General features: G+C 36.4%; 26 protein-coding genes and 1 riboswitch. Of the genes, 1 reads left to right on the top strand and 25 read right to left on the bottom strand.

All coding sequences use genetic code 11. The features are described from left to right. Positions 1 to 55: 55 nt before the first annotated feature. From ISU00_RS02465 to ISU00_RS02515, 11 genes are all read right to left on the bottom strand, one after another. Complete coding sequence (locus ISU00_RS02465) at positions 56 to 1,033, bottom strand: polyprenyl synthetase family protein (protein WP_228852453.1); 978 nt, start codon at positions 1,031 to 1,033, stop codon at positions 56 to 58. 85 nt (positions 1,034 to 1,118) lie between these two features. Continuing rightward, on the bottom strand, positions 1,119 to 2,159 hold the full coding sequence (gene rlmN, locus ISU00_RS02470; protein WP_228852454.1) for a 23S rRNA (adenine(2503)-C(2))-methyltransferase RlmN: 1,041 nt from the start codon (positions 2,157 to 2,159) through the stop codon (positions 1,119 to 1,121). A gap of 49 nt (positions 2,160 to 2,208) precedes the next feature. Further along, positions 2,209 to 3,258, bottom strand: coding sequence for a tRNA preQ1(34) S-adenosylmethionine ribosyltransferase-isomerase QueA (queA, locus tag ISU00_RS02475; RefSeq protein WP_228852455.1), 1,050 nt, complete (start codon positions 3,256 to 3,258; stop codon positions 2,209 to 2,211). Between the two features lie 108 nt (positions 3,259 to 3,366). Then, a complete protein-coding gene (locus ISU00_RS02480) occupies positions 3,367 to 4,593 on the bottom strand; it encodes a 3-phosphoshikimate 1-carboxyvinyltransferase (protein WP_228852456.1) in 1,227 nt (408 codons plus the stop codon). 43 nt (positions 4,594 to 4,636) lie between these two features. Next, entirely contained in the window at positions 4,637 to 4,963 is a 327-nt protein-coding gene (locus tag ISU00_RS02485) for a nucleotide pyrophosphohydrolase (RefSeq protein ID WP_228852457.1), read from the bottom strand. A gap of 10 nt (positions 4,964 to 4,973) precedes the next feature. After that, entirely contained in the window at positions 4,974 to 5,426 is a 453-nt protein-coding gene (gene dtd / locus ISU00_RS02490) for a D-aminoacyl-tRNA deacylase (protein ID WP_228852458.1), read from the bottom strand. Next, positions 5,423 to 6,373, bottom strand: coding sequence for a ribosome small subunit-dependent GTPase A (rsgA, locus tag ISU00_RS02495; RefSeq protein ID WP_228852459.1), 951 nt, complete (start codon positions 6,371 to 6,373; stop codon positions 5,423 to 5,425). The genes dtd and rsgA overlap by 4 nt, the downstream gene beginning before the upstream one ends. A 117-nt stretch (positions 6,374 to 6,490) precedes the next feature. Next, the gene (locus ISU00_RS02500) at positions 6,491 to 7,573 is read right to left on the bottom strand and encodes a bifunctional 3-deoxy-7-phosphoheptulonate synthase/chorismate mutase type II (protein ID WP_228852460.1); all 1,083 of its coding nucleotides are present in this window, start codon (positions 7,571 to 7,573) and stop codon (positions 6,491 to 6,493) included. 10 nt (positions 7,574 to 7,583) lie between these two features. Then, a complete protein-coding gene (locus tag ISU00_RS02505) occupies positions 7,584 to 8,435 on the bottom strand; it encodes a prephenate dehydrogenase (protein ID WP_228852461.1) in 852 nt (283 codons plus the stop codon). Continuing rightward, entirely contained in the window at positions 8,432 to 9,577 is a 1,146-nt protein-coding gene (locus ISU00_RS02510) for a pyridoxal phosphate-dependent aminotransferase (RefSeq protein ID WP_228852462.1), read from the bottom strand. Before ISU00_RS02510 ends, ISU00_RS02505 begins: the two co-directional genes overlap by 4 nt. After that, on the bottom strand, positions 9,577 to 10,401 hold the full coding sequence (locus tag ISU00_RS02515) for a prephenate dehydratase (protein ID WP_228852463.1): 825 nt from the start codon (positions 10,399 to 10,401) through the stop codon (positions 9,577 to 9,579). The genes ISU00_RS02510 and ISU00_RS02515 overlap by 1 nt, the downstream gene beginning before the upstream one ends. Before the next feature lie 280 nt (positions 10,402 to 10,681). On the opposite strand from ISU00_RS02515, the gene gldA reads away from it, so the two are divergent. Continuing rightward, a complete protein-coding gene (gene gldA / locus ISU00_RS02520) occupies positions 10,682 to 11,578 on the top strand; it encodes a gliding motility-associated ABC transporter ATP-binding subunit GldA (RefSeq protein WP_228852464.1) in 897 nt (298 codons plus the stop codon). On the opposite strand, the gene ISU00_RS02525 is transcribed toward gldA, so the two are convergent. The 14 genes from ISU00_RS02525 to ISU00_RS02590 all read right to left on the bottom strand — a co-directional run bounded on the left by ISU00_RS02525 (position 11,575) and on the right by ISU00_RS02590 (position 26,897). Beyond that, complete coding sequence (locus ISU00_RS02525) at positions 11,575 to 12,300, bottom strand: head GIN domain-containing protein (RefSeq protein ID WP_228852465.1); 726 nt, start codon at positions 12,298 to 12,300, stop codon at positions 11,575 to 11,577. The genes gldA and ISU00_RS02525 overlap by 4 nt on opposite strands. Positions 12,301 to 12,320: 20 nt before the next feature. Continuing rightward, positions 12,321 to 13,412, bottom strand: a complete 1,092-nt coding sequence (locus ISU00_RS02530; RefSeq protein WP_228852466.1) for an acyloxyacyl hydrolase — start codon at positions 13,410 to 13,412, stop codon at positions 12,321 to 12,323. Between the two features lie 32 nt (positions 13,413 to 13,444). Continuing rightward, the gene (metF, locus tag ISU00_RS02535) at positions 13,445 to 14,398 is read right to left on the bottom strand and encodes a methylenetetrahydrofolate reductase [NAD(P)H] (RefSeq protein WP_228852467.1); all 954 of its coding nucleotides are present in this window, start codon (positions 14,396 to 14,398) and stop codon (positions 13,445 to 13,447) included. A gap of 39 nt (positions 14,399 to 14,437) precedes the next feature. Further along, entirely contained in the window at positions 14,438 to 17,107 is a 2,670-nt protein-coding gene (metH, locus tag ISU00_RS02540) for a methionine synthase (RefSeq protein ID WP_228852468.1), read from the bottom strand. A gap of 18 nt (positions 17,108 to 17,125) precedes the next feature. Then, positions 17,126 to 18,127 (bottom strand): homocysteine S-methyltransferase family protein, encoded by a 1,002-nt coding sequence (locus tag ISU00_RS02545; protein WP_228852469.1) that lies wholly within the window; start codon positions 18,125 to 18,127, stop codon positions 17,126 to 17,128. A 49-nt stretch (positions 18,128 to 18,176) separates the two neighbouring features. Beyond that, positions 18,177 to 18,282, bottom strand: a riboswitch (SAM riboswitch). A gap of 72 nt (positions 18,283 to 18,354) precedes the next feature. Beyond that, positions 18,355 to 19,242, bottom strand: a complete 888-nt coding sequence (gene cysM, locus ISU00_RS02550) for a cysteine synthase CysM (protein ID WP_228852470.1) — start codon at positions 19,240 to 19,242, stop codon at positions 18,355 to 18,357. Further along, the gene (epsC, locus tag ISU00_RS02555) at positions 19,232 to 19,963 is read right to left on the bottom strand and encodes a serine O-acetyltransferase EpsC (protein WP_228852471.1); all 732 of its coding nucleotides are present in this window, start codon (positions 19,961 to 19,963) and stop codon (positions 19,232 to 19,234) included. The genes cysM and epsC overlap by 11 nt, the downstream gene beginning before the upstream one ends. An 89-nt stretch (positions 19,964 to 20,052) precedes the next feature. Then, positions 20,053 to 21,099: an NAD(P)/FAD-dependent oxidoreductase gene (locus ISU00_RS02560; RefSeq protein ID WP_228852472.1), complete on the bottom strand. Its 1,047-nt coding sequence runs from the start codon at positions 21,097 to 21,099 to the stop codon at positions 20,053 to 20,055. Beyond that, entirely contained in the window at positions 21,092 to 21,685 is a 594-nt protein-coding gene (locus ISU00_RS02565; RefSeq protein ID WP_228852473.1) for a precorrin-2 dehydrogenase/sirohydrochlorin ferrochelatase family protein, read from the bottom strand. The genes ISU00_RS02560 and ISU00_RS02565 overlap by 8 nt, the downstream gene beginning before the upstream one ends. A gap of 2 nt (positions 21,686 to 21,687) precedes the next feature. After that, positions 21,688 to 22,482 (bottom strand): uroporphyrinogen-III C-methyltransferase, encoded by a 795-nt coding sequence (gene cobA, locus ISU00_RS02570; protein WP_228852474.1) that lies wholly within the window; start codon positions 22,480 to 22,482, stop codon positions 21,688 to 21,690. Then, positions 22,472 to 24,571: a nitrite reductase gene (locus ISU00_RS02575; RefSeq protein WP_228852475.1), complete on the bottom strand. Its 2,100-nt coding sequence runs from the start codon at positions 24,569 to 24,571 to the stop codon at positions 22,472 to 22,474. Before ISU00_RS02575 ends, cobA begins: the two co-directional genes overlap by 11 nt. Positions 24,572 to 24,574: 3 nt before the next feature. Next, positions 24,575 to 25,198 carry a phosphoadenosine phosphosulfate reductase domain-containing protein gene (locus tag ISU00_RS02580; protein WP_228852476.1) on the bottom strand — a complete coding sequence of 208 codons (624 nt, stop codon included), beginning with the start codon at positions 25,196 to 25,198 and terminating at the stop codon, positions 24,575 to 24,577. Between the two features lie 90 nt (positions 25,199 to 25,288). Further along, positions 25,289 to 25,696, bottom strand: a complete 408-nt coding sequence (locus tag ISU00_RS02585; RefSeq protein ID WP_228852477.1) for an RrF2 family transcriptional regulator — start codon at positions 25,694 to 25,696, stop codon at positions 25,289 to 25,291. Between the two features lie 28 nt (positions 25,697 to 25,724). Then, positions 25,725 to 26,897, bottom strand: coding sequence for a trans-sulfuration enzyme family protein (locus ISU00_RS02590; RefSeq protein WP_228852478.1), 1,173 nt, complete (start codon positions 26,895 to 26,897; stop codon positions 25,725 to 25,727). Positions 26,898 to 26,987 lie beyond the last annotated feature (90 nt).

Consider the following 26,987-nt stretch of genomic DNA (forward strand, 5'->3'; position numbering starts at 1 on the left):
TGCTTCTATTTATATAGACAGCGTATTTTAGAAAATGGTTGCCTGGGGCAAAAAATTATTTTTTACGTTCAATTACGTAATTAACCATTAATTCTAGGGAAGTCTTAAAATCAGATTGGGGATACTTTTCTAACATTGAAAGGGCCTGCTGTTGAAAGTCTTTCATTTTGGCGATCGCATAATCGAGTCCACCATTATTCTTCACATAAGCTATTACCTCCTTAACCCTTTTCTTGTCCTTATTATGGTTCTTAATAGAATTAATAAGCCATCTACGGTCCTTCTCGTGGGCTTTATTAAGAACATGAATCAGGGGAAGAGTCATTTTTTGCTCTTTAATGTCAATACCAGTTGGTTTACCTATTTTTTCCTCACCATAATCAAATAAATCATCTTTAATTTGAAATGCCATCCCTATAAGTTCCCCAAATAAGCGCATAGATTCCACATCCTCAGAATTGGGTTTTACAGAGGCTGCACCCAAACTGCAACAAGCAGCTATCAGCGTGGCTGTTTTTTGCCTTATAATATTGTAATATACTTCTTCGGTGATATCTAGCTTTCTAGCTTTTTCAATTTGAAGTAATTCACCTTCACTCATTTCTCTAACCGCAACAGATATAATCTTGAGGAGATCAAAATCATTATTATCTATTGACAACAGAAGTCCCTTAGACAACAAATAATCACCAATAAGAACAGCAATTTTATTTTTCCAAAGAGCATTTATAGAAAAGAAACCTCGGCGCCTGTTACTATCATCCACCACATCGTCATGAACTAAAGTGGCAGTATGTATTAATTCTATAACAGATGCCCCTCTATAGGTACGTTCGTTAACCTCACCTTTATTAAGCATTTTTGCCACGAGAAAAACAAACATCGGTCGCATTTGTTTACCCTTTCTATTGACTATATAAGTAGTAATTCTATTGAGAAGTGCTACCCTACTAGACATTGACAACAGAAACTTTTGCTCAAAAAGCTCCATTTCAAATGCGATTGGTAGTTTTATCTGTTCGGTAATCTTCAAAATTTAGTCTTGCGGCTAGATTGCCAAAGGTATATAAATGCTAATTGTTCAGCAACAGTAATAATTAACTGAGTTAATTAAAAAATCAATGCTTGTTGGCTAATTGACCGCAAGCGGCATCTATATCCTTACCCCTAGACCTTCTTACTGTTACAGTAATATTATTTGCCTCTAATGTATTGATATAAAGTTCTAAAGCTGAATCATCGGCCTGTTGAAAATCTCCATCATCAATGGGGTTGTATTCAATGAGATTTACCTTACTCGGAGCAAATTTGCAAAATGCAACTAAAGCATCAACATCTTTTTTGCTATCGTTTATCCCTTTCCAAACCACATATTCATAAGTAATTCTATTTTTAGTCTTTGCGTACCAATATTCCAAGGCTTCTCGCAAGTCAGCTAAGGGAAAAGTGGCATTAAAAGGCATAATCGATGTTCGAACCTCATCGATAGCAGAGTGAAGTGAAACCGCTAATTTGAATTTAACTCCATCATCAGCCATTTTTTTTATCATTTTTGGCACCCCGGAGGTTGAAACAGTAATACGTTTTGGGGACATCCCCAAACCCTCTTCAGAAGTAATTTTATCAATTGCTTTGATGACATTATTATAATTCATTAAGGGTTCGCCCATTCCCATAAAAACAATATTGGAAAGAGGCCTATCATGATATAATCTGCTTTCTCTATCTATAGCTACAACCTGATCATAAATTTCACCAGGATTTAGGTTGCGCATGCGCTTTAAACGCGCCGTAGCACAAAATTTGCAGTCTAAGCTACAACCAACCTGTGAGGATACACATGCTGTTGTACGTTTTGCCGTCGGTATAAGAACAGATTCAACAACCAAACCATCATGTAATTTTACAGCGTTCTTAATGGTTCCATCCGAACTACGTTGTATTTGATCTACCGCGATATGATTAATTATAAAATTGTTTTCCAACATCTCACGCGTTTTGAGTGAAATATTGGTCATATCGTCAAAGGAGTGCACACCTTTACTCCATAGCCATTCGTAAACTTGATTTCCTCGAAAAGCCTGATCCCCTTCAGCAACAAAGAATTCTCGTAGCTGCTCTTTGCTTAGTGCTCGAATATCCTTTTTTATTGTTGCCATTATTTAAATTTAAGAGAGAAAAAACCCCCAAGAAATGGGGGTTTAAATATTATATAATTAGCATGGCATCACCATACGAATAAAACTTATATTTTTCCTTTACAGCCTCTTCATAGGCCTTCTTTATAAAATCATGACCCGCGAAAGCTGAAACCATCATTAATAAGGTCGATTTTGGTGTATGGAAATTGGTAACCATACAATTAGCTATACTAAAATCATAAGGTGGGAAAATGAATTTATTGGTCCAACCTGCAAATTCATTTAATGTTCCATTGGAAGATACTGCACTTTCAACAGCTCGCATAACGGTTGTACCTACGGCACACACACGTTTTTTTTCCTTAATTGCATTATTAACTACATCTGTAGCAAAGGTATTGATATAAACTTCTTCACTGTCCATTTTATGTTTACTTAGGTCTTCAACCTCAACTGGGTTGAATGTACCCAAACCAACATGAAGCGTAATTTCTGGAAGATGAACTCCTTTGATCTCCAAACGCTTCAATAAATGTTTACTGAAATGCAATCCAGCGGTTGGTGCCGCAACTGCTCCTTCTTCTTTAGCATAAATTGTTTGGTAACGCTCCTCATCTTCAGGCTCCACTGCCCTCTTAATATATTTTGGAAGTGGTGTTTCACCTAATTCAGTTAATTTATGTCTAAATTCACTATAAGACCCATCATATAAAAAGCGTAAGGTCCTTCCTCTTGAAGTTGTGTTATCTATAACCTCGGCAACTAAGGTTTCATCGTCGCCAAAGTAAAGCTTGTTTCCAATTCTAATTTTACGTGCCGGATCTACCAAAACATCCCAAAGACGCTGTTCCTCGTTTAGTTCGCGAAGTAAAAAGACTTCGATTTTTGCACCCGTCTTTTCCTTATTACCATAAAGTCTTGCAGGAAAAACTTTGGTATTATTCAAGATCATCACATCTCCTTCATCAAAATAATTTATTAGATCTTTGAAGTACTTGTGCTCAATGGTTTGCTTTTTTCTATCAAGCACCATTAAACGTGCCTCATCCCTAATTTCAGACGGGTGTTCGGCTAATAATTCTTCAGGTAATTTAAAATTGAAGTGTGATAATTTCATGTTAAGATATTTTGGTTTCCCTAACCTTTGTGGTTTTTATTTACTTATTTCAAAAAGGCTACAAATATAAGGTCTCAACATAGGGCTTGTCAAGTATTTAAGGGATTATTATGAAGAAATCTTAAATCCTATACTTTCTAGATCCTTCCAATAGTCTGGATAGGATTTATTCACAACCTCCGCATCATTGATTTGAAGAGGGATTTTGATACCCAGAGGAGCAAATGCCATTGCCATTCTGTGATCATTATAGGTATCGATTTCAACATCTTCCTTTAGATGATAAATTGCTTCAAGTTTTAGACTATCCTTATTACACTTAATAGTTCCGCCTAATTTTTCAATTTCTATCCTCAAGGCCTCTAATCGGTCCGTTTCCTTTATTTTTAAGGTATGTAGACCCGTGAGATAACAAGGTCGACCTAATCCCAAACAGGTAACTGCAATTGTTTGTGCAATATCGGGTGCGTTTCTAAGATCTAATTGAAGCGGAGAGGCATTTTCTACCTCCATCAATTTTTTCAAGATCATTTTGTTGTCCCGAAAAGAAGTTTCAACTCCAAACTTTTCGTAAATCTCAATTAAAATGGAATCCCCTTGAAGAGAATCTAATTTATAATGCTGTAAGCCTATTTCGGTACCTGGTTTACCTAGTGCCACAATACTATAAAAATAGGAAGCTGAAGACCAATCAGATTCAACAATAAAAGTAGCTGAGACTTTATTTTGAAAGGATTCAATAGTTATTACGTGATCAGAAAAATTACATTCTACACCAATGTCTTGCAATAACTTCTGGGTCATTTTTATGTAGGGAACTGATGTTATTTCACCTACCAATGTTATTTCAAGTCCATTTGGCAAACTAGGTGCAATAAGCATTAAAGCAGAGATATATTGACTACTTACATTAGCTTTCATAGAAACTTTGCTATTCGTCAATTCTTTACCTGATATTTTTAAAGGTGGACAACCCTCAGTCTTAAGATATGTTATTTCTGCTCCAAGGGAATTCAATGCATCTACAAGCACTGCGATCGGACGCTCTTGCATCCTTGAAGAACCAGTGAGAATAACATTTCGATTAGGGCGAGAGGCAAAATAAGCTGTTAGAAAACGCATTGCTGTACCAGCATGATGAATATCCACTACATCCCTGTTCCCAGATATTCCCTTACTCATCATTTCAGAATCCTCAGAATTCGAGATATTGTTGATCTGAAGCCCCGGAAATAGAGCTTGCAACAGTAATAACCTATTCGATTCGCTTTTTGAACCCGTAATTATTAGGCTCGAAGGGGAAATTATTTCGGATGGACTGATCTTAACTTTCATAGGGACGCAATTTACCCAAAATAGAGAAAATCAACCCATCCGATTATTTTAATTTTTCATTGTTATGGTGCCTATCGTGATCCCTTTTGGTTTTATTATCCATTCTTCGATCGAAAGCAGCCTGCAAATCAACACCAGTTTGGTTAGCCAAGCATAACACAACAAACAATACATCTGCCAATTCTTCACCCAAGTCTTTACCTTTATCCGATTCTTTCTCGCTCTGCTCTCCATAACGTCGAGCAATAATACGCGCAACCTCACCGACTTCTTCGGTAAGTTGAGCCATATTGGTGAGCTCATTAAAGTATCTCACTCCATGATCCTTGATCCATTTATCAACAATAACCTGGGCGTTTGCAATATTCATTTCTTTTAAATTAAATTTTATCCTTTGAATCTATAATTATGGTAACAGGTCCATCGTTTATGAGAAAAACCTGCATATCAGCTCCGAATTTACCAGTTTCAATATTTCCAGAGAATGAAGCTTTTAACTCATCTAAAAATTGATTGTATAAAGGAACCGCAATATCTGGTTTGGCAGCCTTAATATAACTCGGACGATGTCCTTTTTTTGTGCTCGCATGAAGGGTAAATTGACTTACCAATAGAATCTCCCCACCTATGTCGGTTACAGATCTATTCATAATACCATCCCCATCATTAAAGATGCGAAGGTTAACTATTTTATTGATAAGCCATTCTATATCTTCCTTACCATCGTCATCTACAATCCCTAATAAAACTACCAATCCAGGACCTATCTCCTTCGTTTCAATGCTATCGATGGTAATTTTTGCTTCAGTAACTCTTTGAATGACAACTTTCATTCGTTATCCCAAATATCAGTTCGGTAATTTTCTTCTTCACCATCAAGAATTTGAAGATAGCTCCTATAACGTGAAAATGCAATTTCATCCTTTTCCAGGGCCTCCTTTACTGCACATTTAGGTTCTTCAAGGTGCAAACAATTATTGAATTTACACTCAGATTTTAAAGCGAAAAATTCTGGAAAATAATCCCCAACTTCCTCCTTTTCCATATCTACAACCCCAAATCCTTTTATACCGGGAGTATCTATAATTTGTGCCCCAAAACTTAAATCGAACATTTCAGCAAAGGTAGTCGTGTGCTGACCTTGCAGGTGTTGGGCTGAAATTTCCTGTGTTTTTAGTTCTAAACCTGGTTCAATTATATTTATTAATGTAGATTTTCCAACCCCAGAATGGCCAGCGAACAAACTCACCTTACCCATCATCATTTCCTTAATCTTATCCACATTTTTGCCTGTAATTGCCGAGACACCTATACATTCATAACCAATCTGCCTATAAATATGTGCTAAATATCGAACCTCGTCTAATTCTTCTTCGGTATAAGCATCTATTTTGTTAAATACCAATATTGGCTTTATAGAATAGGCTTCTGCTGTTACCAAAAATCGATCAATAAAACTTGTGAAAGTAGGAGGGTTACTCACGGTAATTAACAGGAAAACCTGATCTATATTCGCAGCAATAATATGTACCTGCTTAGAAAGATTCACCGATTTACGTATGATGTAATTTTCTCTATCGTGTATTGAAGTAATCACTCCCGTAGTTTCATCATTCAGAGTTTCCAATTCAAACTCAACAATATCACCTACCGAAACAGGATTGGTACTTTTAATGCCCTTCATGCGAAACTTACCCTTTATTCTGCATTGGTAAAATTCCTCCTCTGTGTTTTTAACGGTATACCAACTTCCTGTTGATTTGTAAACTCTGCCTGTCATTATAGGTTTAAAATATTTCTAAAAAGCACGATTTCGTTTGGCAAAATTGCAACAAATTTTTTAGGGAATAATCAAAACAGGTTTAAATATAAAATCCCGCTCGAGCGGGATTTTAATTTATGCATTGATGATTTTTTCTTGGTGATTAATAGATTCCTGATGTATCGCTTTAAAAACTCTTAAAATAAATTCCTCACTTAAATTCTTTTCTTCTCCTTGAAGAATCATTTTGCCAAGAATTTCATTCCAACGTTTTGTTTGTAATACAGCAACATTATGCGATTTTTTCAAAGCCCCAATGTCATCTGCTATTTTCATACGTTTACCCAGCATATCAATTAATTGATGGTCAATTACGTCAATTTGAGTTCTAAGGGTATTGATTTTGTTTTTAAATTCTGCTGCTTCACCTACCTCTTTCCTAATTCGAAGATCGCGCATAATTTCCACTAAAGTATCAGGGGTAATTTGTTGAGCGGCATCACTCCAGGCATTATCAGGATCGTAATGAGTTTCAACCATCAATCCATCATAATTTAGGTCCAAAGCTGTTTGACATAGATCGAAAATAATGTCTCTTCTTCCTGCTATATGCGATGGATCTAAGATTAATGGCAAATCAGGCATTTTATTTTGAAGATCAATGGCCAACTGCCATTCTGGATTGTTTCTATACCTCGTTTTCTCATAAGTTGAGAAACCTCTATGTATAACCCCAACATTTTTAATATCTGCCGCATAAATTCTTTCAACAGCACCCAACCACAATGATAAATCTGGATTCACCGGGTTTTTTATCAATACAATTTTGTCGGTACCTTTTAAAGCATCAGCAATTTCCTGAACAATAAACGGACTTACAGTAGTTCTCGCACCAATCCATAAAATATCAACATCATGCTCTAGGGCCAAATCAACATGGTTTGCATTTGCAACTTCTGTTGTTGTTAGCATACCAGTTTCTTGTTTTGCTTTTTGAAGCCACTTTAATCCTAAGGCGCCAACCCCCTCAAAATTTCCTGGTCGAGTTCTAGGTTTCCAAATGCCTGCTCTTAAAACAGAGGCATCGGTATCTTTCAATTGATGTGCAATCTTTAAAACTTGATCTTCAGTCTCAGCACTGCAAGGTCCAGCAATTACTAATGGGTGATCTAACCCAAAATTGTCTAACCAAGACCTCATTTCTTTCTTGTTTTCCATTTCTAAAGTATTATGTAATTCCGTTTAATATATCTTTAATTCTATTAGTGTTTTTCATTTCAAGGTAGACATCCTCATATTTATCACTCTCCATTAAATCCATAAAATGCTGTAAGTTTTTAATGTAAGCGTCCAAGGTTCCTATAATGTTTTCTCTATTTTGTTTGAAGATAGGAGTCCACATTTCTGGAGAACTTTTAGCCAACCTTACTGTACTTGCAAATCCACTGCCTGCCATATCGAAAATATCTTTTTCGTTTTTCTCTTCATCTATCACTGTTTTACCTAGCATAAAAGAACTTATATGGGATAGATGGGAAACAAAGGCGATATGTTTATCATGAGGTGCTGGATGCATGTATCGTATTCGCATACCCATTTCATTGAACAATTTTAGGGCTCGCTCTTGTAATTTGAACGCGGTCTTTTCTACTTCACAAATAATATTGGTCTTGCCTTCAAATAAGGTTGGTATTGCAGCTCTTGGACCAGAAAATTCTGTACCTGCAATAGGATGGGCAGCCAAAAAATTACGCCTTTTCGGATGATCTTCAACAATTTTACAAATGTCATATTTAGTAGAGCCAACGTCAATTACCAAACCATCATCAGATACCGCGTCCAAGACTTTTGGCAACTCATTCACGGTTGCATCTACTGGAATTGCCACAACTACCAAATCAGCATCCTTAATGGCTTCATAAGAACCCGCTTCATCTACCAAATTAATCTCAACAGCCATTTGGGCATGATCGGGATTACTATCGATACCAATAATTTTGCAGTTAGGGTAAAGCTTCTTAATGCCTAAAGCAAAACTTCCGCCTATTAACCCCGTACCTATAATGCAAACATTTTTCATCTCAATCGTGCTAAAGCTTCTTCTAAATCTTCAGTTCCTCCACAAAGTGAAAACCTTATATACCCCTCCCCATTACTTCCAAAAATATGTCCAGGTGTAATGAAAATATTTTTCTCCTTCAATATGTTATCTATAAAAGAATCTGAATCGATTCCCTGTGGCAATTTTGCCCACACAAACAAGCCAACAGCATTTTTATCATATTTGCAATTAAGAGCATCTGCCATTTTCCAAACTAAGTTTCTTCGCTGTTCGTAAACACTATTTAAACTTACAAACCATAACTTGGAACTTTTCAAGGCTTCAACCGCTCCTTTTTGAATTCCATAAAACATACCTGAATCCATATTGCTCTTCACCTTCAAAACATGACTTATATAATCGGCATTACCAGCAACCATACCAACACGCCAACCAGCCATATTAAAGGTTTTACTTATGGAATTCAATTCTAAACAAACCTCCTTTGCCCCAGGGTATTTTAGGATACTTCGAGGGTAATCATTTAAAATAAATGAATACGGATTGTCATTCACCACCAAGATATTGTGACGTTTGGCGAAGGCAATTATGTCTTCAAAATTCTTGTTGGAGGCCACAGCCCCCGTTGGCATATGCGGGTAGTTAATCCACATAAGCTTTACCTTGCTCAAATCTGAATTTTCCAAATCCATCAAATTCGGCTGCCAATTATTTTCTTCAGTCAAATCATAAAACTTCGGAATTGCACCAACAAGATTTGTAACAGAAGAATAGGTAGGGTACCCTGGATTGGGTATTAAAACCTCATCCCCAGGGTTAAGAAACGCAAGCGAAATATGCATAATCCCTTCCTTGCTTCCCATTAATGGTAAAATTTCAGTCTTTGGACTTAGGCCAACTTGGTAATGATCATTATAAAATTTTGCCATAGCCTCCCTTAACTCAGGAAGTCCAATGTAACTTTGGTATTTGTTTGCTTCTGCTAATTGCAGAGATCCCACCAAACCATCCAATGCTTTTTGAGGCGGTTCAAGGTCCGGACTACCAATGCCTAAATTAATGATAGGTTTACCTGCTTCTTTTAAAAGAGCAACTTCCTTAAGCTTCCGCGAAAAGTAATATTCCTGTACGGTCTGTAATCTGGTAGCAGGTTCTATCATTAGTGTGCGTTTTTATATTCTCCCAATACTTTAAAATCCTCAGCCATTATTTCCATAATGGAGCGTGCCTTGGAATAATCTTTATAATTATCAAATGTAACATCCACAAAGAAGGCATATTTCCAAGGCGTTTCAATCTTGGGCATAGACTGTATTTTGGTTAAATTCAATCTGCAATCGCTCATTACGTTCAAAATTGAGGCTAAACTTCCGCGTTTATGCTCCAAGGAAAACCTTAAGGAGGCCTTATTTATCTCTTCTTCAGGCAACACTGAATTGGCAGTTTTTACAATTACAAATCTTGTTTCGTTATGGCTAATGGTTTGGATGCTTTCAGCCAATATCTTTAGACCAAACATCTCAGCTGCCAATTTGCTCGCAATGGCTGCTATTCCTTTTATTTGCCTTTCATTAATTCGATGTGCTACCTCAGCAGTGTCCTTATCTTCAACCAGTCTGATATGCGGATAGCTTTTAAAGAATTGCTTACATTGAAGAAGCGCCATAGGATGTGATACAACTTCCTTAATATCCTCAATAGATTGCCCTGGCAAAGCCATTAGGTGATGTTGTATATCTAGATAATGCTCACCTATAATATGCAACTTATTCTGGTCTATTAAAGCATAATTTGGCAAAATGGAGCCGGCAATGGAATTTTCAATGGCCATAATAGCAGCATCGCAGTCTCTTGAAAGAATCTTACCTACAGTTTCGTCAAACGACAAACACTCAACAACTTCGACTTGTTGTCCAAAATAGGCCTCCGCCACTATGTGATGGAAGGAACCTTTTACACCTTGTATGGATACCGATTTTATCATAAAAAAAAGTCCCGATATTTCATCGAGACCTAATTATTCATTTATGCTTTTAAAACTTAAACATATAAGGTCTCGTTCCTTTTACCAAAAAAGAAATAAAACCAGTAATATGTAAAGTTCTGTGTTGTCATTTTTTCAATTCGCGGCTAAAGTAATTATTATTTCCATTTTACAAAACTATACTAATTATTTTTTGCTGAATTTTTTAAAAGATTAGAGAATTACCATTTTAAACACATTAGAATTAAATAATCTCTATTTTTGAACAAATTGAATTCTTATGTCTATAAAGGTTGAACACCTAAGTAAGATTTATGGTAGCCAAAAGGCGCTTGATGACGTTACATTTGAAATTGATAAAGGTGAAATTGTTGGTTTCTTGGGGCCAAATGGCGCTGGAAAATCCACGATGATGAAAATTCTAACGACCTACTTAGAGCCAACTGAAGGACTCGCTTATGTAAATGACGTTAATGTTGAGACGGACCAGCGTAAGGTTCAAAAATCAATTGGATATTTACCGGAACACAACCCTTTACATTTAGATATGTATGTAAAGGAATATTTAGCCTTCAATGCAGATATTCATGGCGTTTCAAAGGACCGAATTTCTAAAGTTATTGAATTAACAGGGCTCACCCCTGAAAGTCACAAAAAAATAGGTCAATTATCTAAAGGTTACCGTCAAAGAGTAGGCTTGGCTACTGCTCTGCTTCACGACCCTGACGTTTTAATATTAGATGAACCAACTACAGGCTTAGATCCCAATCAGCTAGTGGATATTCGAAATCTTATTAAATCTGTCGGTTCCAATAAAACAATTTTCCTCTCCACGCATATTATGCAGGAAGTGGAAGCGATGTGTAAACGTGTTATTATAATTAACAAAGGGAAAATTGTAGCCGACCAATCGCTGCAAGATTTAAAGGGCAGCCAGCAACAGATTATTGAGGTTGAATTTGATTATCGCGTTGAGGAAGAGTTAATTAGCGAAATTAAACATGTTGCCTCTGTACAAAACGTATATGACTTTGTGTATGACATCACTTTTTCTGTACAAAAAGATATGCGCCCTATAATATTTGATTTTGCTCATGATAACGGCCTAAGAATTCTTAAACTCAACCAGAAAAACAAAAATCTAGAAAGTCTTTTCCACGAATTAACGGCTAACTAATCAAGGATTTTTAGTTCACCTGTATAATAGGATTGCACATCTATTTCGGATGGACGATTTACAAGTATTATGTCTCCTGTACCTCTAATTTCTCCTTTGATGGATTGAACAGGATGAAGTATTAAATCGTTGCTACTACGTTGAAAAACATCAATATTTTGAGCAATAAGTCCTGCACCTTCAAATCGGGCATTTCCGGCAGCAAAAAAGACATTCAAATTATTCACTTCCCCAGATATAAAACAGTGCGAAATATTGTTTACAGTAACATTTAACGATTCTCCCTTAAATTGAATTTTAAAGTTTGCACTGTTATGGGTTACCGTAGGATCATTGAAATCTTCGGATTGTAGACTTAAATTTGGATATTCCAAAACCCCGTCGCTAATAATATCTTGTGTTGAACTATTTCTAATTTCCACCAAATTAGGAGAGGTTATAAAAACCTTTGTATTATTATAATCGCGTAGAATATTACAGGAGTTTTTATCCTCGATGGTTAATCTCCCATTTTCTACCTTAGCACTAATTTCTGGTATCAAATTTTTGCCAGATTCAACAATTACCGTCTGTCGGGGACCCTTTTTCACTATCAATTGAACCCTTTCAAAAACAGTAATTTTATCAAAAGATGGCACTATGATTTCTTTAGTAACCAAATCTCCCGTGGTTTGAAAGCAATCTGGGCTATTTTCAGAATCGCATGAAAAGATAATTAGCATTAAGATTAATAATTCCTTTTTCATAAACGTACACCCATTCCGAACTCTAAACATTCTGCCCTAGCCCCATGTGATTTTAAAGTTAATGCAGCAAACAACCTATTACTCAAATAATATTTCAATCCAATTCTATTATAAATCCTTCCCTCAAAATCAAAAGGATAGTAAACATAATACCCAACCTGAGTTAATAGTGAGAGTTTATTAACGTATAATTCATGCCCTAAAAAAATGCCAGCTCGTTTATAATCTTCATCACCCTTAATGTCATCATTAGGAAAGGCAACGGATTTATAATAAATAAATTCTTTCAGAAATTTAGAAATGAAAGCGTCCACTCCAAACTGTAAACCAGAAAATCTTCCAAGCCTCTTATCCACATAAAATGAACCAACAAAAATCGGAAATTGCCCCATCCCCACAACATCACTTTCGTTAATTCCTCCCCTCAAAACCAAATTATAATGCAAGGTCTCTTTATAATCCTTGGCTTCTTCCGCCTTAATATATTGCCAATCGTTTTGATAATTAAAATCATAACTAAAACCAGCATTGATAATAATTGTATTTGTTGAAGTATTAGGGGCTTTAATATTAGCATTGGAATAATGGATTAAACCAGTTCCAAATTGCAGACCTAAACCTTTATAAATTCGTTGTTTATAATTTAAAAGAAGATTAGTATTACTTAATAATCGAGAACCATAAACATTATTTTGAAAATTGGAAACCCTATCAAATGGATTTGTATTATATGCAATACCCTGGGCGATTTTCAGCATTAAATGGCGTCGAAAAAAATAGAAGTTCATATGGGCTAGCAGCCCATAATTATCTCCCAAAAATTCATTTTTCATATCTTGATAAATGAACGTGAGACCATAGTCTGGGTATCCAAATCGGGAATGCCACTCTTTTTCTCCGAATGTCTTTTTATTATAGGATAAACTAAAACCAGTAGGATGTCCTGTAATTAAATGTCCAACATCCGAATCGTGCTCCAAAATACTTCCATAATAACCATAGACATCAATACTATTGGAGCGTATGGCATTTTGTGCTAAACAAGAAGAAACAGCGATTAAGATAAAGCAGGTTAAAACAAATTTCATGGAAGCAATTCTTCCCCAAAAATAACCTAATATTAAAAAATTGCCTCAGCTATTTTTTTAATGTTGTCACTTTTTCCCATTGAATAATAATGCAAAACCGGAGCCCCAGCTTTCAATAGCTCTTTGGATTGCTCTATACACCATTCCACTCCTACTTGCCTTACCTCGGCATTGTTCTTGCATTTTTCCACTTCAGAAATAAGCTCTTCTGGCAAGTCTATTTTGAACACTTGTGGCAACAACTGTAAATGTTGTTTAGTTGCAATTGGTTTAATTCCAGGAATAATTGGAACATCTATTCCTATTTCTTTTACTTTATCTACAAAAGCAAAATAATCTGCATTATTAAAAAACATTTGGGTAACAATATAGTCAGCTCCCGCATCCACCTTTTCTTTTAATCTTTTAAGGTCAGTCTTTAGAGATGGGGCTTCAATATGTTTTTCGGGATAACCGGCAACACCAATACAAAAATTAGGCTTTGTGTCCACCTCCATCACCTCATGCAAAAATTTTCCAGTATTGAGGTTTTTTATTTGTTCCACTAGATCGCTAGCGTACGAATGCCCACCTTTAGTGGGTTGGAAATATTTTTGATGAGACATGGCATCCCCTCTTAGGGCCATAACATTATCTAATCCTAAATAATGACAATCCACTAAAAGATATTCCGTTTCTTCTTTTGTAAACCCTCCACAAAGCACATGTGGAACCGTATCCACATCATATTTATGCTTAATAGCTGCACAAATACCAACTGTACCTGGACGCATACGGGTAATTTTACGATCTAAAAGTCCATCTTTCTCAATATACACATACTCCTCTCGAGAAGTTGTAACATCAATAAAAGGCGGCTTAAACTCCATTAGTGGATCTATGTTATCATATAATTCCTGAATATTCTTACCCTTTTTTGGCGGGATAATTTCGAAGGAAAACAAGGTTTTCCCTTTGGATTTTTTTATGTGATCAGTAACCTTCATTATATGTCCTTAGCAGTATATCTTTAAAATTTTATTGTTTTATTTATCGGCCAAATTAGGGTTTAGCCATTTTTTTGCTTCTTCAATTGAAATTGCCCTCCGATTGGCATAATCCTGTAATTGATCCTCGGTAATTTTCCCTAAACCAAAATATTTACTTTCAGGATTCCCAAAATAATAACCACTCACACTAGCAGCAGGCCACATGGCCAAACTTTCGGTAAGTTCTACTCCTATTGATTCCTCCACCTTTAGCAAATCCCAAATAGTTTTCTTTTCTAAATGGTCTGGGCAAGCAGGATAACCAGGTGCAGGTCTTATACCTTGGTAATTTTCTTTAATAAGTGCGTTATTGTCTAGATTTTCTCCGGCAGCATAACCCCAAAAATCTTTACGAACCTTTTCGTGCAAATATTCCGCAAATGCTTCTGCCAAACGATCTGCAATAGCTTTTATCATTATAGAATTATAATCGTCGTGCTTGGCTTCAAAATCTTTGGCTAATTGCTCAGTACCGAATCCGGAACTTACACAAAAAGCCCCCATATAATCTTGTTTTCCTGAAGATTTTGGAGCAATAAAATCTGCCAAAGCAAAATTCGGCACTCCTTCACGTTTTTTTAATTGTTGACGAAGGGTTAAAAATGTTGTACCATCTCCTAAAACTATATCATCATGGTTCTCAGCTGTATTAGCCAGGTACAAACCGAAAACCGCCTTTGCCGTCAATAATTTTTCATCTAAAACTTTTTCAAGCAATTCCTTGGCATCATTATACAATTCAGTAGCATGTTGACCAACAACTTCATCAGTTAATATTTCTGGATACTTACCATGGAGGTCCCAACTTCTGAAAAAGGGCGACCAATCAATATAATCAATAAGATCAACCAAATCTTGATTCTTAAGGATTTTTGTTCCAAGGAAATTCGGTCTAATAATTTCAGTTTTATCCCAATCTATTTTAAATTTATTCGCCCTTGCCTCCTCTAAACTAATATATTCCTTTTCCTTTCCACGTTTAAGAAATTGATCCCTAAACGCTTCATATTCTTGGCGAATTTGCTCTTTATAAACCTTACTGTTTTGTTGAAGTAAGTTCCCCACAACCGTAACTGCACGAGAGGCATCATTTACATGTACAACGGAATGACTATAATTAGGAGCAATCTTTACTGCAGTATGTGCCCTAGATGTAGTGGCTCCACCAATCAATAAAGGAATATTAATATTCTCCTTTTCCATCTGTTCAGAAACGTAGACCATTTCATCTAAAGAAGGTGTTATCAATCCACTTAAACCAATCACATCTACATTTTCCTTTTTGGCTACCTCCAAAATTCTTTCAGGAGGTACCATTACACCTAAGTCAACGATTTCATAGTTGTTACACCCAAGTACCACACTCACAATATTTTTACCAATATCGTGCACATCACCCTTAACTGTAGCCATTAAGATTTTCCCATTCGACTTTTGTTTGTCGTCCTTTTCCGCTTCGATATAAGGTTGTAAATGTGCAACTGCTTTTTTCATTACTCGTGCCGACTTAACAACCTGTGGCAAAAACATTTTTCCACTCCCGAAAAGATCTCCCACAACATTCATCCCAATCATCAAAGGCCCCTCTATAACTTCAATCGGTCGATCAAATTCTTTCCTAGCTTCCTCAACATCTTCAACGATATACGCATCGATACCTTTAACAAGGGCATGGGTAATTCGATCCTGCAATGGACCTAGTCGCCATTCTGCTATTTTATTGTCCTCCTTTTTTTCTGAATTCTGAACTTTATCAGCATAATCCAACAATCGTTCAGTAGCATCTTCTCTTCTGTCAAAAAGCACATCCTCTACCAACTCTAATAAATCCTTTGGAATTTCGTCATAAACCTCCAACATTGTTGGGTTAACAATCCCCATGGACATACCATGTTGAATGGCATGATAAAGAAAAGCTGAGTGCATTGCCTCTCTAACTAATGTGTTTCCTCTAAATGAAAAAGACACATTGCTTACCCCTCCCGAAACATTTACATAAGGAAGGTTTTCCCTAATCCATTTGGTAGCTAAAAAGAAATCGAGAGCATTTTTTCTATGCTCTTCCATACCTGTAGCAACAGGAAATATGTTAGGGTCGAAAATGATATCTTCTGGAGGGAAATTGATTTTATTTACAAGTAAATCGTAAGATCTTTTACAAATTTCTATTCTACGTTCATAAGTATCTGCTTGTCCCTCCTCATCGAAAGCCATTACAATTACCGCTGCACCATAACGTTTTATAAGTTTAGCTTGACGCAAAAATTCTTCTTCACCTCCCTTTAGACTTATGGAATTAACCACACCTTTTCCTTGAATTACTTGCAATCCCGCTTCGATAATTTCCCATTTTGAACTATCGATCATAATCGGGATACGGGAAATATCTGGTTCCGCAGCAATCAGGTTCAAAAATGTAGTCATGGCATAGACTCCATCGAGCATACCCTCATCCATATTAACATCTAGGATTTGTGCTCCGCCTTCTACCTGGTCTCTTGCTATTTCTAAAGCTTCAGAGTAATTTTCCTCTTTAATAAGCCTTAAAAAGCGTCTAGAGCCTGTAACATTAGTACGTTCTCCTACATTAATAAAATTACTTTCCGGAGTCACCACTAATGGCTCCAAACCAGAAAGTTTCAAATATTTATTCTTCTTTTCAGACATTTATTCTCTTTCAATAAATCAAGCAAACACTTCTATTTGTCGTGGTTTGTATTTTGCAGCTACTTCTGCAATCAATTTTATATGGTCTGGAGTGGTGCCACAACAGCCTCCAATAATATTCAGTAAATTTTCCTTTAAATAATTTTCGACCAATTCCTGCATTTCTTTTGGCGACTGGTCATATTCACCAAATGCATTTGGCAAACCTGCATTAGGATGTGCAGAGGTAAAAAAATCTGTTTTCCTAGACAATCGCTGTAAATACGGTTGAAGTTGCTCAGCTCCTAATGCACAATTAAAACCAATACTCAACAAAGGAATATGAGACATAGAGGTGATAAAGGCTTCCACCGTCTGACCGGATAAGGTTCTACCAGAAGCATCCGTAATCGTACCGGATACCATAATGGGGACCTTAATATGTCGTTCTTCACAAACCTCATCGATGGCAAACAAAGCAGCCTTGGCATTGAGCGTATCGAAAATTGTTTCAACCAGTAGAATATCCACACCACCATCTATCAAAGCTTCTACCTGTTCTTTATAGGCAACTCTTAAATCATCAAAAGTAATGGCACGATATTCGGGACGGTTAACATCAGGAGACATGCTTGCAGTACGGTTTGTTGGACCAATACTTCCTGCCACAAAACGAGGTTTATCAGGAGTTAATTCTGAATATTTAAAAGCTGCAGCTTTAGCAATTTTGGCCGATTCGAAATTTAATTCATATACCAAATCCTCCATATGATAATCTGCCATTCCAATAGTTGTACCAGAAAATGTATTGGTTTCGATGATATCTGCACCAGCTTCCAGGTATTTTTCGTGTACATCTTGAATAGCCTTAGGCTGAGTTAAAGACAATAAATCATTATTACCCTTTAATGGATATTGAAAATCCTTAAACCGTTGGCCACGAAAATCTGCTTCAGTAAACTTATATCGCTGTAACATGGTACCCATAGCGCCATCTAACACCAATATTCTTTGTTTCAAAGCTTCTGTAATGGTTGACATACCTTTAATTTATTACATATGTCATCAAGAAAGAGAGGAAAGATTTCTCAAGTTATCTTTCTAACCGAGGTCAGTAGAATTTAGCACCTTCTTTAACAACTAAAGGGTTGCTAAGGCTTCAACGGGTCTATTCCCTCAGCCTTTCATGATAACATACAGTTTGTGTTTGAACTTTGGTTGTGCAAAGAAAACAATAATTTGCAAAACCACCTCAGTAAAATATTAATTTATCCAAAAAGAGAAGAAGACAGGTAGCGGTCTCCCCTATCACAAATAATTGCAACAACTATCCCTTCTTCTATTGTCTCTATTAATTTTAAAGCAGATGCAACCGACCCACCACTGCTCATTCCAGCAAAAACACCTTCTTCTTTTGCCAATCGAACACTCATAGCTGCAGCCTCTTTTTCTGAGACCTCTATAACCTTGTCAACTTTATATGGATTGAAAATAGTCGGGACATATTCTTTAGGCCACTTTCTAATTCCGGGAATACTAGAACCATCCTTTGGTTGCGCTCCTACCACTTGAATATTTCTATTCTGTTCTTTCAAATAAGTTGAAACACCCATAATTGTACCTGTGGTACCCATAGCAGAAACAAAATGGGTTACGGCTCCTTCAGTATCTCTCCAAATTTCGGGACCAGTTGTTTTGTAGTGCGCCTGCCAATTATCGTCATTACCAAATTGGTTTAATAAGGTATACCCAGATTCATCTCGAAGTTTAAAAGCCAAATCACGACTACCTTCTATACCATCATCAGCTGAGGTTAAAATTACCTCAGCACCATAAGCTCGCATAGTTTTCACACGCTCTTCAGTAGAATTTTCTGGCATAATCAAAGACATTTTCAAACCCATGCAATTGGCAATTAATGCTAGGGCAATTCCGGTATTTCCACTGGTCGCTTCAACTAAATGGTCTCCTTTTCTAATATCTCCTCTCTCTAACGCGGCTTTAATCATATTAAATGCTGGCCGATCTTTAACACTACCTCCTGGATTATGCCCCTCCATTTTTAATAACAGACGAACATTTTCCTTCGAAAATAAATTCCGAGATTCTATTAAGGGTGTATTACCTATAGTGTCTAAAATATTTTTACTTATCACCTTTTCTCTGGGTAATATTAATCTCTGTTTTATAGGTAACCAATGAATTTGGCGGAACTGATCTAGTAATCCAAACGTTGGCTCCAATAATGCTATCAGCCCCTATTACTATCTCACCACCTAATATTGTGGCATTGGCATAAATTGTTACATTATCCTCTATTGTTGGGTGACGCTTTGTTGCAGCTAATTCTTTTTTTACTTGTATACCTCCCAAGGTGACACCCTGATAAATTTTCACATTGTCTTTAATAATCGATGTTTCTCCAATGACAATACCTGTACCATGGTCTATAAAAAATGATTTTCCTATGGTCGCCCCAGGGTGAATATCAATACCCGTCTTTCCATGCACATATTCACTCATCATTCTAGGAACAATAGGTACTCCTAATTTTAAAAGGGAATTACTAAGTCGATAAATAGCAATGGCATAAAACCCGGGGTATGAAAGATAAACCTCCCTTACACTTTTCGAGGCAGGATCGTGTCTTTCAATAGCCTTTGCATCCAAATCAATTTGATTTCGAATTTCTGGAATCTGATGGCAAAAGTCCTCCCAAACATCTACCCCGTTAGGAATTTCTAATGAGTGCGAAATTGTTTGGAATAACTCATTTAGCGACATTAATTCTTCCGATCTATCTTCATCGAACAACACATAAAACATGCGTTTGGTGAACTGATTGACGGAATCTTTTATACGTATATTGAAACTCATTGTAAAAAAGGTTCTAATAGGCCTTCTAAACTAAGTTAAAAAAGCGAATTAGAACCCCAATATATAGAAGGGACAACGTTAAATAATCTTTAAATTGCTTGAACAACGGCTTTTGGCGCCTCTTTTCTAGATCCATCAAACCCATCTATACCACTAACGGTAGTATATTTAAGCACATACCTTTTGCCTGGATTAATGATTTTATAGGCAGATTGACACATTAAAGTTGCTTCATGGAACCCACATAAAATCAATTTTAGTTTTCCTTCATACGTATTTACATCACCTATGGCAAAAATTCCTGGAATGTTTGTTTGGTAATCCAAGGTATCGACCTTTATAGCATTCTTTTCAATTTCTAGTCCCCAATCTCCAATTGGCCCAAGTTTAGGTGAAAGTCCGAATAAAGGAATAAAATGGTCGGCTTCTAGCTGAAATTCTTGTCCATCAGAAGCAACCGTTAACGCCTCTAAATGATCTTTTCCATGAACATCAGTTACCTCTGCAGGAGTAATCAAATTTATTTTTCCAAGAAGCTTCAGTTCCTTAACCTTTTCAACAGAATCAAGTGCTCCCCTGAATTCATTTCTTCTATGGATTAAGGTGACTTCAGATGCAATTTTAGATAAGAAAATACTCCAATCTAAAGCAGAATCACCTCCTCCAGAAATCACCACTCGCTTGTTTCTAAAAACTTGTGGATCTTTGATTATATATGAAATGCCTTTATCTTCAAATCGCTCTATACCTTCAATTAAAGGTTTTCTAGGTTCAAACGAACCCAAACCACCAGCAATTGCAACAACCGGGGCATTATGTTTAGTACCTTTATTCGTGGTTACAATGAAAGAACCATCTTCTAATTTTTCAATAGTTTCAGCACGTTCTCCAAGAGTAAATCCAGGTTCGAACTGTTTTCCTTGCTCCAAAAGGTTTTTTACTAGATCACCAGCAAGAACCTCGGGAAATCCTGGTATATCATAAATTGGTTTCTTAGGATAAATTTCAGCACATTGACCACCAGGCTGCGGCAGTGCGTCAATTAAATGGCATTTCATTTTTAATAAACCTGCTTCAAAAACAGTGAATAATCCAGTAGGTCCAGCTCCTATTATAAGTATATCCGTTCTAATCATATTTAATTTCTTTATTTGTAATCAAAGATTTGGTGACTTTATTTAATTGTTCTACGCGATGCTCAAAATCATTTGCTAGGGTATATCGGTAAGTATTTAGGTTTGTAACCAATTCATCCAATGAATCGGGCAAGGACTCTTCAAAAAATTGTCTTAATCTTTTAGCAGCCGTTGGTGATTTGCCATTGGTGGAAATAGCCATTTTCACATTTCCCTTGGTAACGATTCCCCCCATATAAAAATCACAAAAGGGTGGATTGTCAGCAACATTCACCAAAATATTTCGCTCCTTACAGTCTTTGTAGACTTGCTCATTTACATCCTTTTTATCTGTTGTAGCTATAACGATATGTTTATCTAACAACATATAATCGCGGTATTCTCCATAAATGATCTGTGCATTTACCGACTTTGCCAGTTTAAGTGTGGATGTTCTGAACATAGGTGCAACTAGACTAACTTGTGCATCTGGACTAGACTTCAGAAGAAAATGAAGTTTTTCTTCTGCAACATTTCCACCACCCACGATTAGGATATTTAACTCGCGAAGCTTTAAGAAAATTGGATAAAGGTTATTTCGTTCCATAATTATATTGGAAGTTGTTGATAAATATTATTATTATTGAATTCTTCTTTGGAAATTTGATCAAGAATTACTCTCTGTCTTACTACCTCACCTATTACGATAATTGCAGGCGAGCTCAATTGTTCTTTTTCTACAATTTTTTCTATGTCCTCAATAGTCCCTATACCTACTTTTTCTAAAAGGGTAGTTCCATTTTGAATGATGGCTATTGGGGTTTCATGTTTACCAACCTTTTTATAAGATTGAACAATTTCAGACAATTTACTCATACCCATAAGAATCACCACAGTCGCAGTCGAGGCCGCCGCCAAAGCAACGTCTTGAGAGATTTTATGGGATTTAGTTGTGCCGGTAATTACCCAAAAACTTTCGGAGGCACCTCTTTTTGTTAAAGGAATTCCTTGGTAAGCCGGCACTGCAGCCGAAGAAGATATTCCTGGCACAACAGCAGTTTGAAGTCCAAATTGCCTAGCATAATCAATTTCTTCAGCCCCTCTCCCAAAAATGAAGGGATCACCGCCTTTAAGTCTTACGACATGGCCTTTACTAAAAGCCCTGTTGATAATTAAATCATTTATTTGGTCTTGGTGATACGCATAGCAACCTTTTCGTTTACCAACAAAAATGGTTTCCGCATTCGGATTTACATAACTCAACAAATCCTCATTCACCAAAGCGTCATAAAGAACTACATTTGCCTCTTTCAAAGTCTTAATCGCCTTTAAGGTGATTAAATCAGGGTCACCTGGTCCGGCACCAACTACTGTAAGTTTTGGGGTAGTATCTCTATTCAGCATGACTTAATTCTTTGGTTCTGAATTTCTCGATAGTTTCGAAAAATGCTGTCGCATCTTCAGCATAGTTTTGGGCAAATTCTTTTGTAGGTTCATTGTTTTGAATTTGATATACCAAGGATTTAAAATCAGCACTCAAAATCAATTTTCCAGATTCAACAAAAACCTCATCGAATTTTGCTATTATCGATGCCTGAGAATTTGTTGAAATATTTTCTGAGGTGAGCAAGGCTTTAGCCCCATTTATAAACGAAGTATAAGTGTTATAAATAGCATCTGACCACTTTTCATCTTCAAACGATTCTGTTGCAAGATCTAACTTTTCTTTCGCCTCAAGAATTAAGGTTGCAACCAAATCAATAACCACCCCAGCACATTCACCAATACCTACAGCTTGAATATATCTTCTGGTATTTCCCCAATCGATAAAATCATCATCTTCCAAATTGTCAACATCCGAAAGAGAAACCAATAAGTTGTAGAAATATTTTTCGCCTAAACGATCATAATAGGACAGAAAATCCTCATTGTCAAATGCATTTAAGGCAAAATCATCTAGCAATTCCCGTAAAGCTTGTGGACCACGTTTGGAAGGCAACTTTATTACTTTGTCAGCGAACCTTCCTTTTCCATTACCTAACACCCCTCCTCCAAGCAATACTTGAACAGCAGGAGCTACTCGTTTATCTTTTGTACGGACGCTCATTCCTTGAAATCCAATATGGGCCATGTTATGCTGCCCACAGGCATTCATGCATCCAGAAATTTTTATTGTAATATCTTTATTAGTTACGAATTGAGGATATTCTTCGTTCAGAACTTCTTCTAAAGCAATGGCCAAACCAGTACTACTTGCAATTCCCAGATTACAGGTATCAGTGCCTGGACAAGCTGTTATATCTAAACTAGATTTATAACCTAATTCCGCAAAACCGAGCGATTCTAGTTCTTGGTAAAAAAATGGTAAATCACCTTCTTTAACATGCCGAATCAAAATATTTTGTCTTAGCGTTAATCTAATTTCATTTGCAGCATAAGTCTTAACTAAATTGGCAAGTTTTCGTGCTTTTTCAGTTGAAAAATCACCTAGTCGCACCTTAATTCCTATCGCAAATAGATTAGATTGTTTTTGCTTAAAAACGTTTTGTTGTTTCCATGATTGATAGGTCTCTAAATCTTGAATGGAAACCTTTGGAGCAGGATTTTTGGCTAATTCTACCTCCGTAGTTAATGATTTTGTATCAATTGCGTAAGATTGGCACGACAAGGCTCTTTTTTCTTCTTCTATAAGTTGAATAAATTGATCTAATCCAATGTCTTTAACAAGAAATTTCATCCTCGCTTTTAGACGTTTAGCGCGTTCACCATGTCTATCGAAAATGCGAAGTACACTTTCTGTAACAGGAATTAGATATTCCTCTTCCAAAAACTCATAAAGCACATCTGCATGCCGAGGCTGGGAACCTAACCCTCCACCTAGCATAACTTTGAAGCCCCTTTTACCGTCTTTAATTTTTGGTATAAATCCCAAGTCGTGAATATAACTTAGGGCAGAATCCTCATCTGATGATGAAAAAGAAATTTTAAATTTTCTACCCATTTCCTGACAAACCGGATTTCTCAAGAAAAACTGAAAGACCGCATGGGCATAAGGAGAAACATCAAAAGGTTCGTTAGGATCTATTCCCGCAGTCTCACTTGCTGTTACATTCCTGACGGTATTACCACATGCTTCACGAAGGGTAACATCGTCCTTTTCCAAATCTGCCCATAATTCCGGGGTTCTATCTAAACTAACATAGTGAATTTGGATATCCTGCCGTGTTGTAATGTGGAGTTTTCCTGTTGAATATTCATCGGAAACATCTGAAATTCTAATTAACTGATCGCCCGTTACCTTACCATAAGGCAATTTAATGCGAATCATCTGAACTCCCTGCTGACGCTGCCCATATACACCACGGGCAAGACGTAAACTTCTGAAACGCTCTTCATCTATTCGACCTTCACGAAAAAGCCGAATCTTCTTTTCTAATTCAATGATGTCGCGTTCGACTAACGGATTCTCTATTTCAGTTCTAAAACTTTGCATTTCTTATTGAAAATGTATGCCACACTCCCTATTATTTAAAACCTTGGTAGGATCAAAATAGGCCGTGTTTTTCGGTAAATTTTTATCGATTACATATTGATCCAAATCCTCATCAGACCAATAATAAAAAGGACTTACTTTAAGAATCCCATCTTTGCTGTAACTTAAAATATCCTTTGAATTGCGGTATTCAGTTTGACGAACACGGATATTTGTGAACCATAAATCTGGCCTCACCGTTTCTAAAGCACGTTTAAACGGCTCAATCTTCACGATATTGGTGAACTCTTTATGGAGTGGATCGTCTATACCTGGAAGACCAACTTCAGAAATAATTTGTTCCTTAGATTTTAGCGGTTTAAAGTGCTGGATGTTCAAATTGAATCGCCTTATTAAATTAAGGGCGTGTTCGTAGGTTTCATCATTGTTAAATAGGGTATCACACCAGACCACTTTAATATCACTATCTTTTTTATAGAAAGTGCTTAGTAATACGGCTGAATAAACACCAAAACTGGTTGTAACAATACGGTTCTCAGAAAGAGTTAAAGCCCAATCAATTATTTCCTCTGGAGATTTATACCTCAACTCTCTGTTAATTTCTTCTATTGGAAGCTGTATTTTCATATTAAATCTAATTATCCTATCGGGTTAGTAGGATTTAAATGCAAACGTACACAGAAATATTTTATAATCAAATCATTAATCGTTAAATTCTTAAATTAAATCGGCCAAGGACTTATTATTGAAGATATTTAATGTACTATCTCTAACCTCTATCATTAAGTTATGTACGGCACATAGAGTCTCATCTGGGCAGTCATCACACTTTTCATAGAAGTTTAGACTAACGCATGGCACCATTGCTATTGGCCCTTCCAAAATTCGCATGATGGCCGCCATTTGTATGTCTTTGGGATCTTTTCTAAGATAATAACCTCCCCCTTTTCCTTTTTTAGAACCTAAAAATCCATTCTTTCGTAAGGTCAGCAAAATGCTTTCCAAAAATTTTTGCGAAATATTTTCATTTTCTGCTATCACTCCAATCTGTACTGGTTGATTGTCTTTATGCCTTGCCAAATAGGTAAGTGCCTTTATTCCGTATTTTGTTTTCTTAGAAAGCATAGTCTAAAAGTAGGAAAATATCTCCCTTCTAACTAAGAGCCTGCGAAATATCTTCAATGACATCTTCAACTGCCTCCAGCCCTACTGATACCCTAATTAATCCAGAAGTAATACCCGCTTCTAATCTATCCTCCTCAGAAAGACTACTATGGGTTGTAGACGCAGGATGGGTAACTATTGTTCTTGTGTCGCCTAAGTTAGCAGAAAGTGTACAAAATAAAATCTTATTCAAAAAATCACGGCCTTTTTCAAGCCCTCCTTTAATTTCAAATGCAACTATATTACCTCCCAATTTCATCTGTTTTTTAGCTACCTCATATTTTGGATGGGATTTCAAAAATGGATATTTAACACTCAGTACGTTAGAATGACCTTCTAAATATTCGGCTAATCTGGTAGCATTTTCACAGTGCTTTTCAACTCTTACCGCCAAAGTTTCTAAACTTTTAGACAACACCCAAGCGTTAAATGGTGATAAAGCCGGGCCGCTATTCCTACTGAAAAGATAAATCTCCCTTATTAAGTCAGCCCGACCAACAGTAATTCCACCCAAAACCCTTCCTTGACCATCCATTAATTTGGTAGCAGAGTGAATTACCAGATGAGCACCAAATTTTATAGGATTTTGAATGTAGGGAGTAGCGAAACAATTATCCACAACAAACAATATATTATGTTTTGCTGCAAGTTTTCCTAAAAAATCTAAATCTAGAACTTCCACTCCAGGATTTGTTGGACTTTCCACATATAAAATCTTGGTTTCAGGTTTGATTAAAGATTCTACTTTATCCAATTCGTTCACCTTGAAATAACTTGTATTAATATTCCACTTTGGGAAATATTTAGTGAACAAAGTATGGGTAGAGCCAAAAACCGACCGCGCAGATACGATATGGTCCCCGGAGGACAATAAGGCTGCAAAGGTGGAGAAAACAGCCGCCATGCCAGTGGCAAAAGCAAAACCACTTTCAGCTCCTTCCATCTTGCACACTTTTTCTACAAATTCAGTACAATTCGGGTTAGAAAACCTGCTATAGATATTGCGCTGCTTTTCTTCAGTAAATGAAGCTCGCATATCCTCTGCATCCTCAAAAACGTAACTTGAAGTCACATAAATTGGACTTGAATGCTCTAGAAATGAAGATCTCTCGGCCTGAGTTCGAATTGCTTCGGTTTCAAAATGGTACTTGCTTTCACTCATAACTTAATTCTTATTAAAAATAACGGCATATCCACTAGTAATTAAGTGGTTCGGATAGTAAAAAATGTTAAAAGGAAAGGAAATTGGAAG

Source organism: Aegicerativicinus sediminis (assembly GCF_015476115.1).
In the GTDB taxonomy this organism is placed as follows: Bacteria; Bacteroidota; Bacteroidia; order Flavobacteriales; family Flavobacteriaceae; genus Aegicerativicinus; species Aegicerativicinus sediminis.

What these genes read in the sequence shown, in the direction of transcription:
- rlmN (WP_228852454.1), bottom strand. Translation starts at nt 2,159, where the DNA reads ATGGCAACAATAAAAAAGGATATTCGAGCACTAAGCAAAGAGCAGCTA.
- queA (WP_228852455.1), bottom strand. Translation starts at nt 3,258, where the DNA reads ATGAAATTATCACACTTCAATTTTAAATTACCTGAAGAATTATTAGCC.
- ISU00_RS02480 (WP_228852456.1), bottom strand. Translation starts at nt 4,593, where the DNA reads ATGAAAGTTAAGATCAGTCCATCCGAAATAATTTCCCCTTCGAGCCTA.
- ISU00_RS02485 (WP_228852457.1), bottom strand. Translation starts at nt 4,963, where the DNA reads ATGAATATTGCAAACGCCCAGGTTATTGTTGATAAATGGATCAAGGAT.
- dtd (WP_228852458.1), bottom strand. Translation starts at nt 5,426, where the DNA reads ATGAAAGTTGTCATTCAAAGAGTTACTGAAGCAAAAATTACCATCGAT.
- rsgA (WP_228852459.1), bottom strand. Translation starts at nt 6,373, where the DNA reads ATGACAGGCAGAGTTTACAAATCAACAGGAAGTTGGTATACCGTTAAA.
- ISU00_RS02500 (WP_228852460.1), bottom strand. Translation starts at nt 7,573, where the DNA reads ATGGAAAACAAGAAAGAAATGAGGTCTTGGTTAGACAATTTTGGGTTA.
- ISU00_RS02505 (WP_228852461.1), bottom strand. Translation starts at nt 8,435, where the DNA reads ATGAAAAATGTTTGCATTATAGGTACGGGGTTAATAGGCGGAAGTTTT.
- ISU00_RS02510 (WP_228852462.1), bottom strand. Translation starts at nt 9,577, where the DNA reads ATGATAGAACCTGCTACCAGATTACAGACCGTACAGGAATATTACTTT.
- ISU00_RS02515 (WP_228852463.1), bottom strand. Translation starts at nt 10,401, where the DNA reads ATGATAAAATCGGTATCCATACAAGGTGTAAAAGGTTCCTTCCATCAC.
- gldA (WP_228852464.1), top strand. Translation starts at nt 10,682, where the DNA reads ATGTCTATAAAGGTTGAACACCTAAGTAAGATTTATGGTAGCCAAAAG.
- ISU00_RS02525 (WP_228852465.1), bottom strand. Translation starts at nt 12,300, where the DNA reads ATGCTAATTATCTTTTCATGCGATTCTGAAAATAGCCCAGATTGCTTT.
- ISU00_RS02530 (WP_228852466.1), bottom strand. Translation starts at nt 13,412, where the DNA reads ATGAAATTTGTTTTAACCTGCTTTATCTTAATCGCTGTTTCTTCTTGT.
- metF (WP_228852467.1), bottom strand. Translation starts at nt 14,398, where the DNA reads ATGAAGGTTACTGATCACATAAAAAAATCCAAAGGGAAAACCTTGTTT.
- metH (WP_228852468.1), bottom strand. Translation starts at nt 17,107, where the DNA reads ATGTCTGAAAAGAAGAATAAATATTTGAAACTTTCTGGTTTGGAGCCA.
- ISU00_RS02545 (WP_228852469.1), bottom strand. Translation starts at nt 18,127, where the DNA reads ATGTCAACCATTACAGAAGCTTTGAAACAAAGAATATTGGTGTTAGAT.
- epsC (WP_228852471.1), bottom strand. Translation starts at nt 19,963, where the DNA reads ATGAGTTTCAATATACGTATAAAAGATTCCGTCAATCAGTTCACCAAA.
- ISU00_RS02560 (WP_228852472.1), bottom strand. Translation starts at nt 21,099, where the DNA reads ATGATTAGAACGGATATACTTATAATAGGAGCTGGACCTACTGGATTA.
- ISU00_RS02565 (WP_228852473.1), bottom strand. Translation starts at nt 21,685, where the DNA reads ATGGAACGAAATAACCTTTATCCAATTTTCTTAAAGCTTCGCGAGTTA.
- cobA (WP_228852474.1), bottom strand. Translation starts at nt 22,482, where the DNA reads ATGCTGAATAGAGATACTACCCCAAAACTTACAGTAGTTGGTGCCGGA.
- ISU00_RS02575 (WP_228852475.1), bottom strand. Translation starts at nt 24,571, where the DNA reads ATGCAAAGTTTTAGAACTGAAATAGAGAATCCGTTAGTCGAACGCGAC.
- ISU00_RS02580 (WP_228852476.1), bottom strand. Translation starts at nt 25,198, where the DNA reads ATGAAAATACAGCTTCCAATAGAAGAAATTAACAGAGAGTTGAGGTAT.
- ISU00_RS02585 (WP_228852477.1), bottom strand. Translation starts at nt 25,696, where the DNA reads ATGCTTTCTAAGAAAACAAAATACGGAATAAAGGCACTTACCTATTTG.
- ISU00_RS02590 (WP_228852478.1), bottom strand. Translation starts at nt 26,897, where the DNA reads ATGAGTGAAAGCAAGTACCATTTTGAAACCGAAGCAATTCGAACTCAG.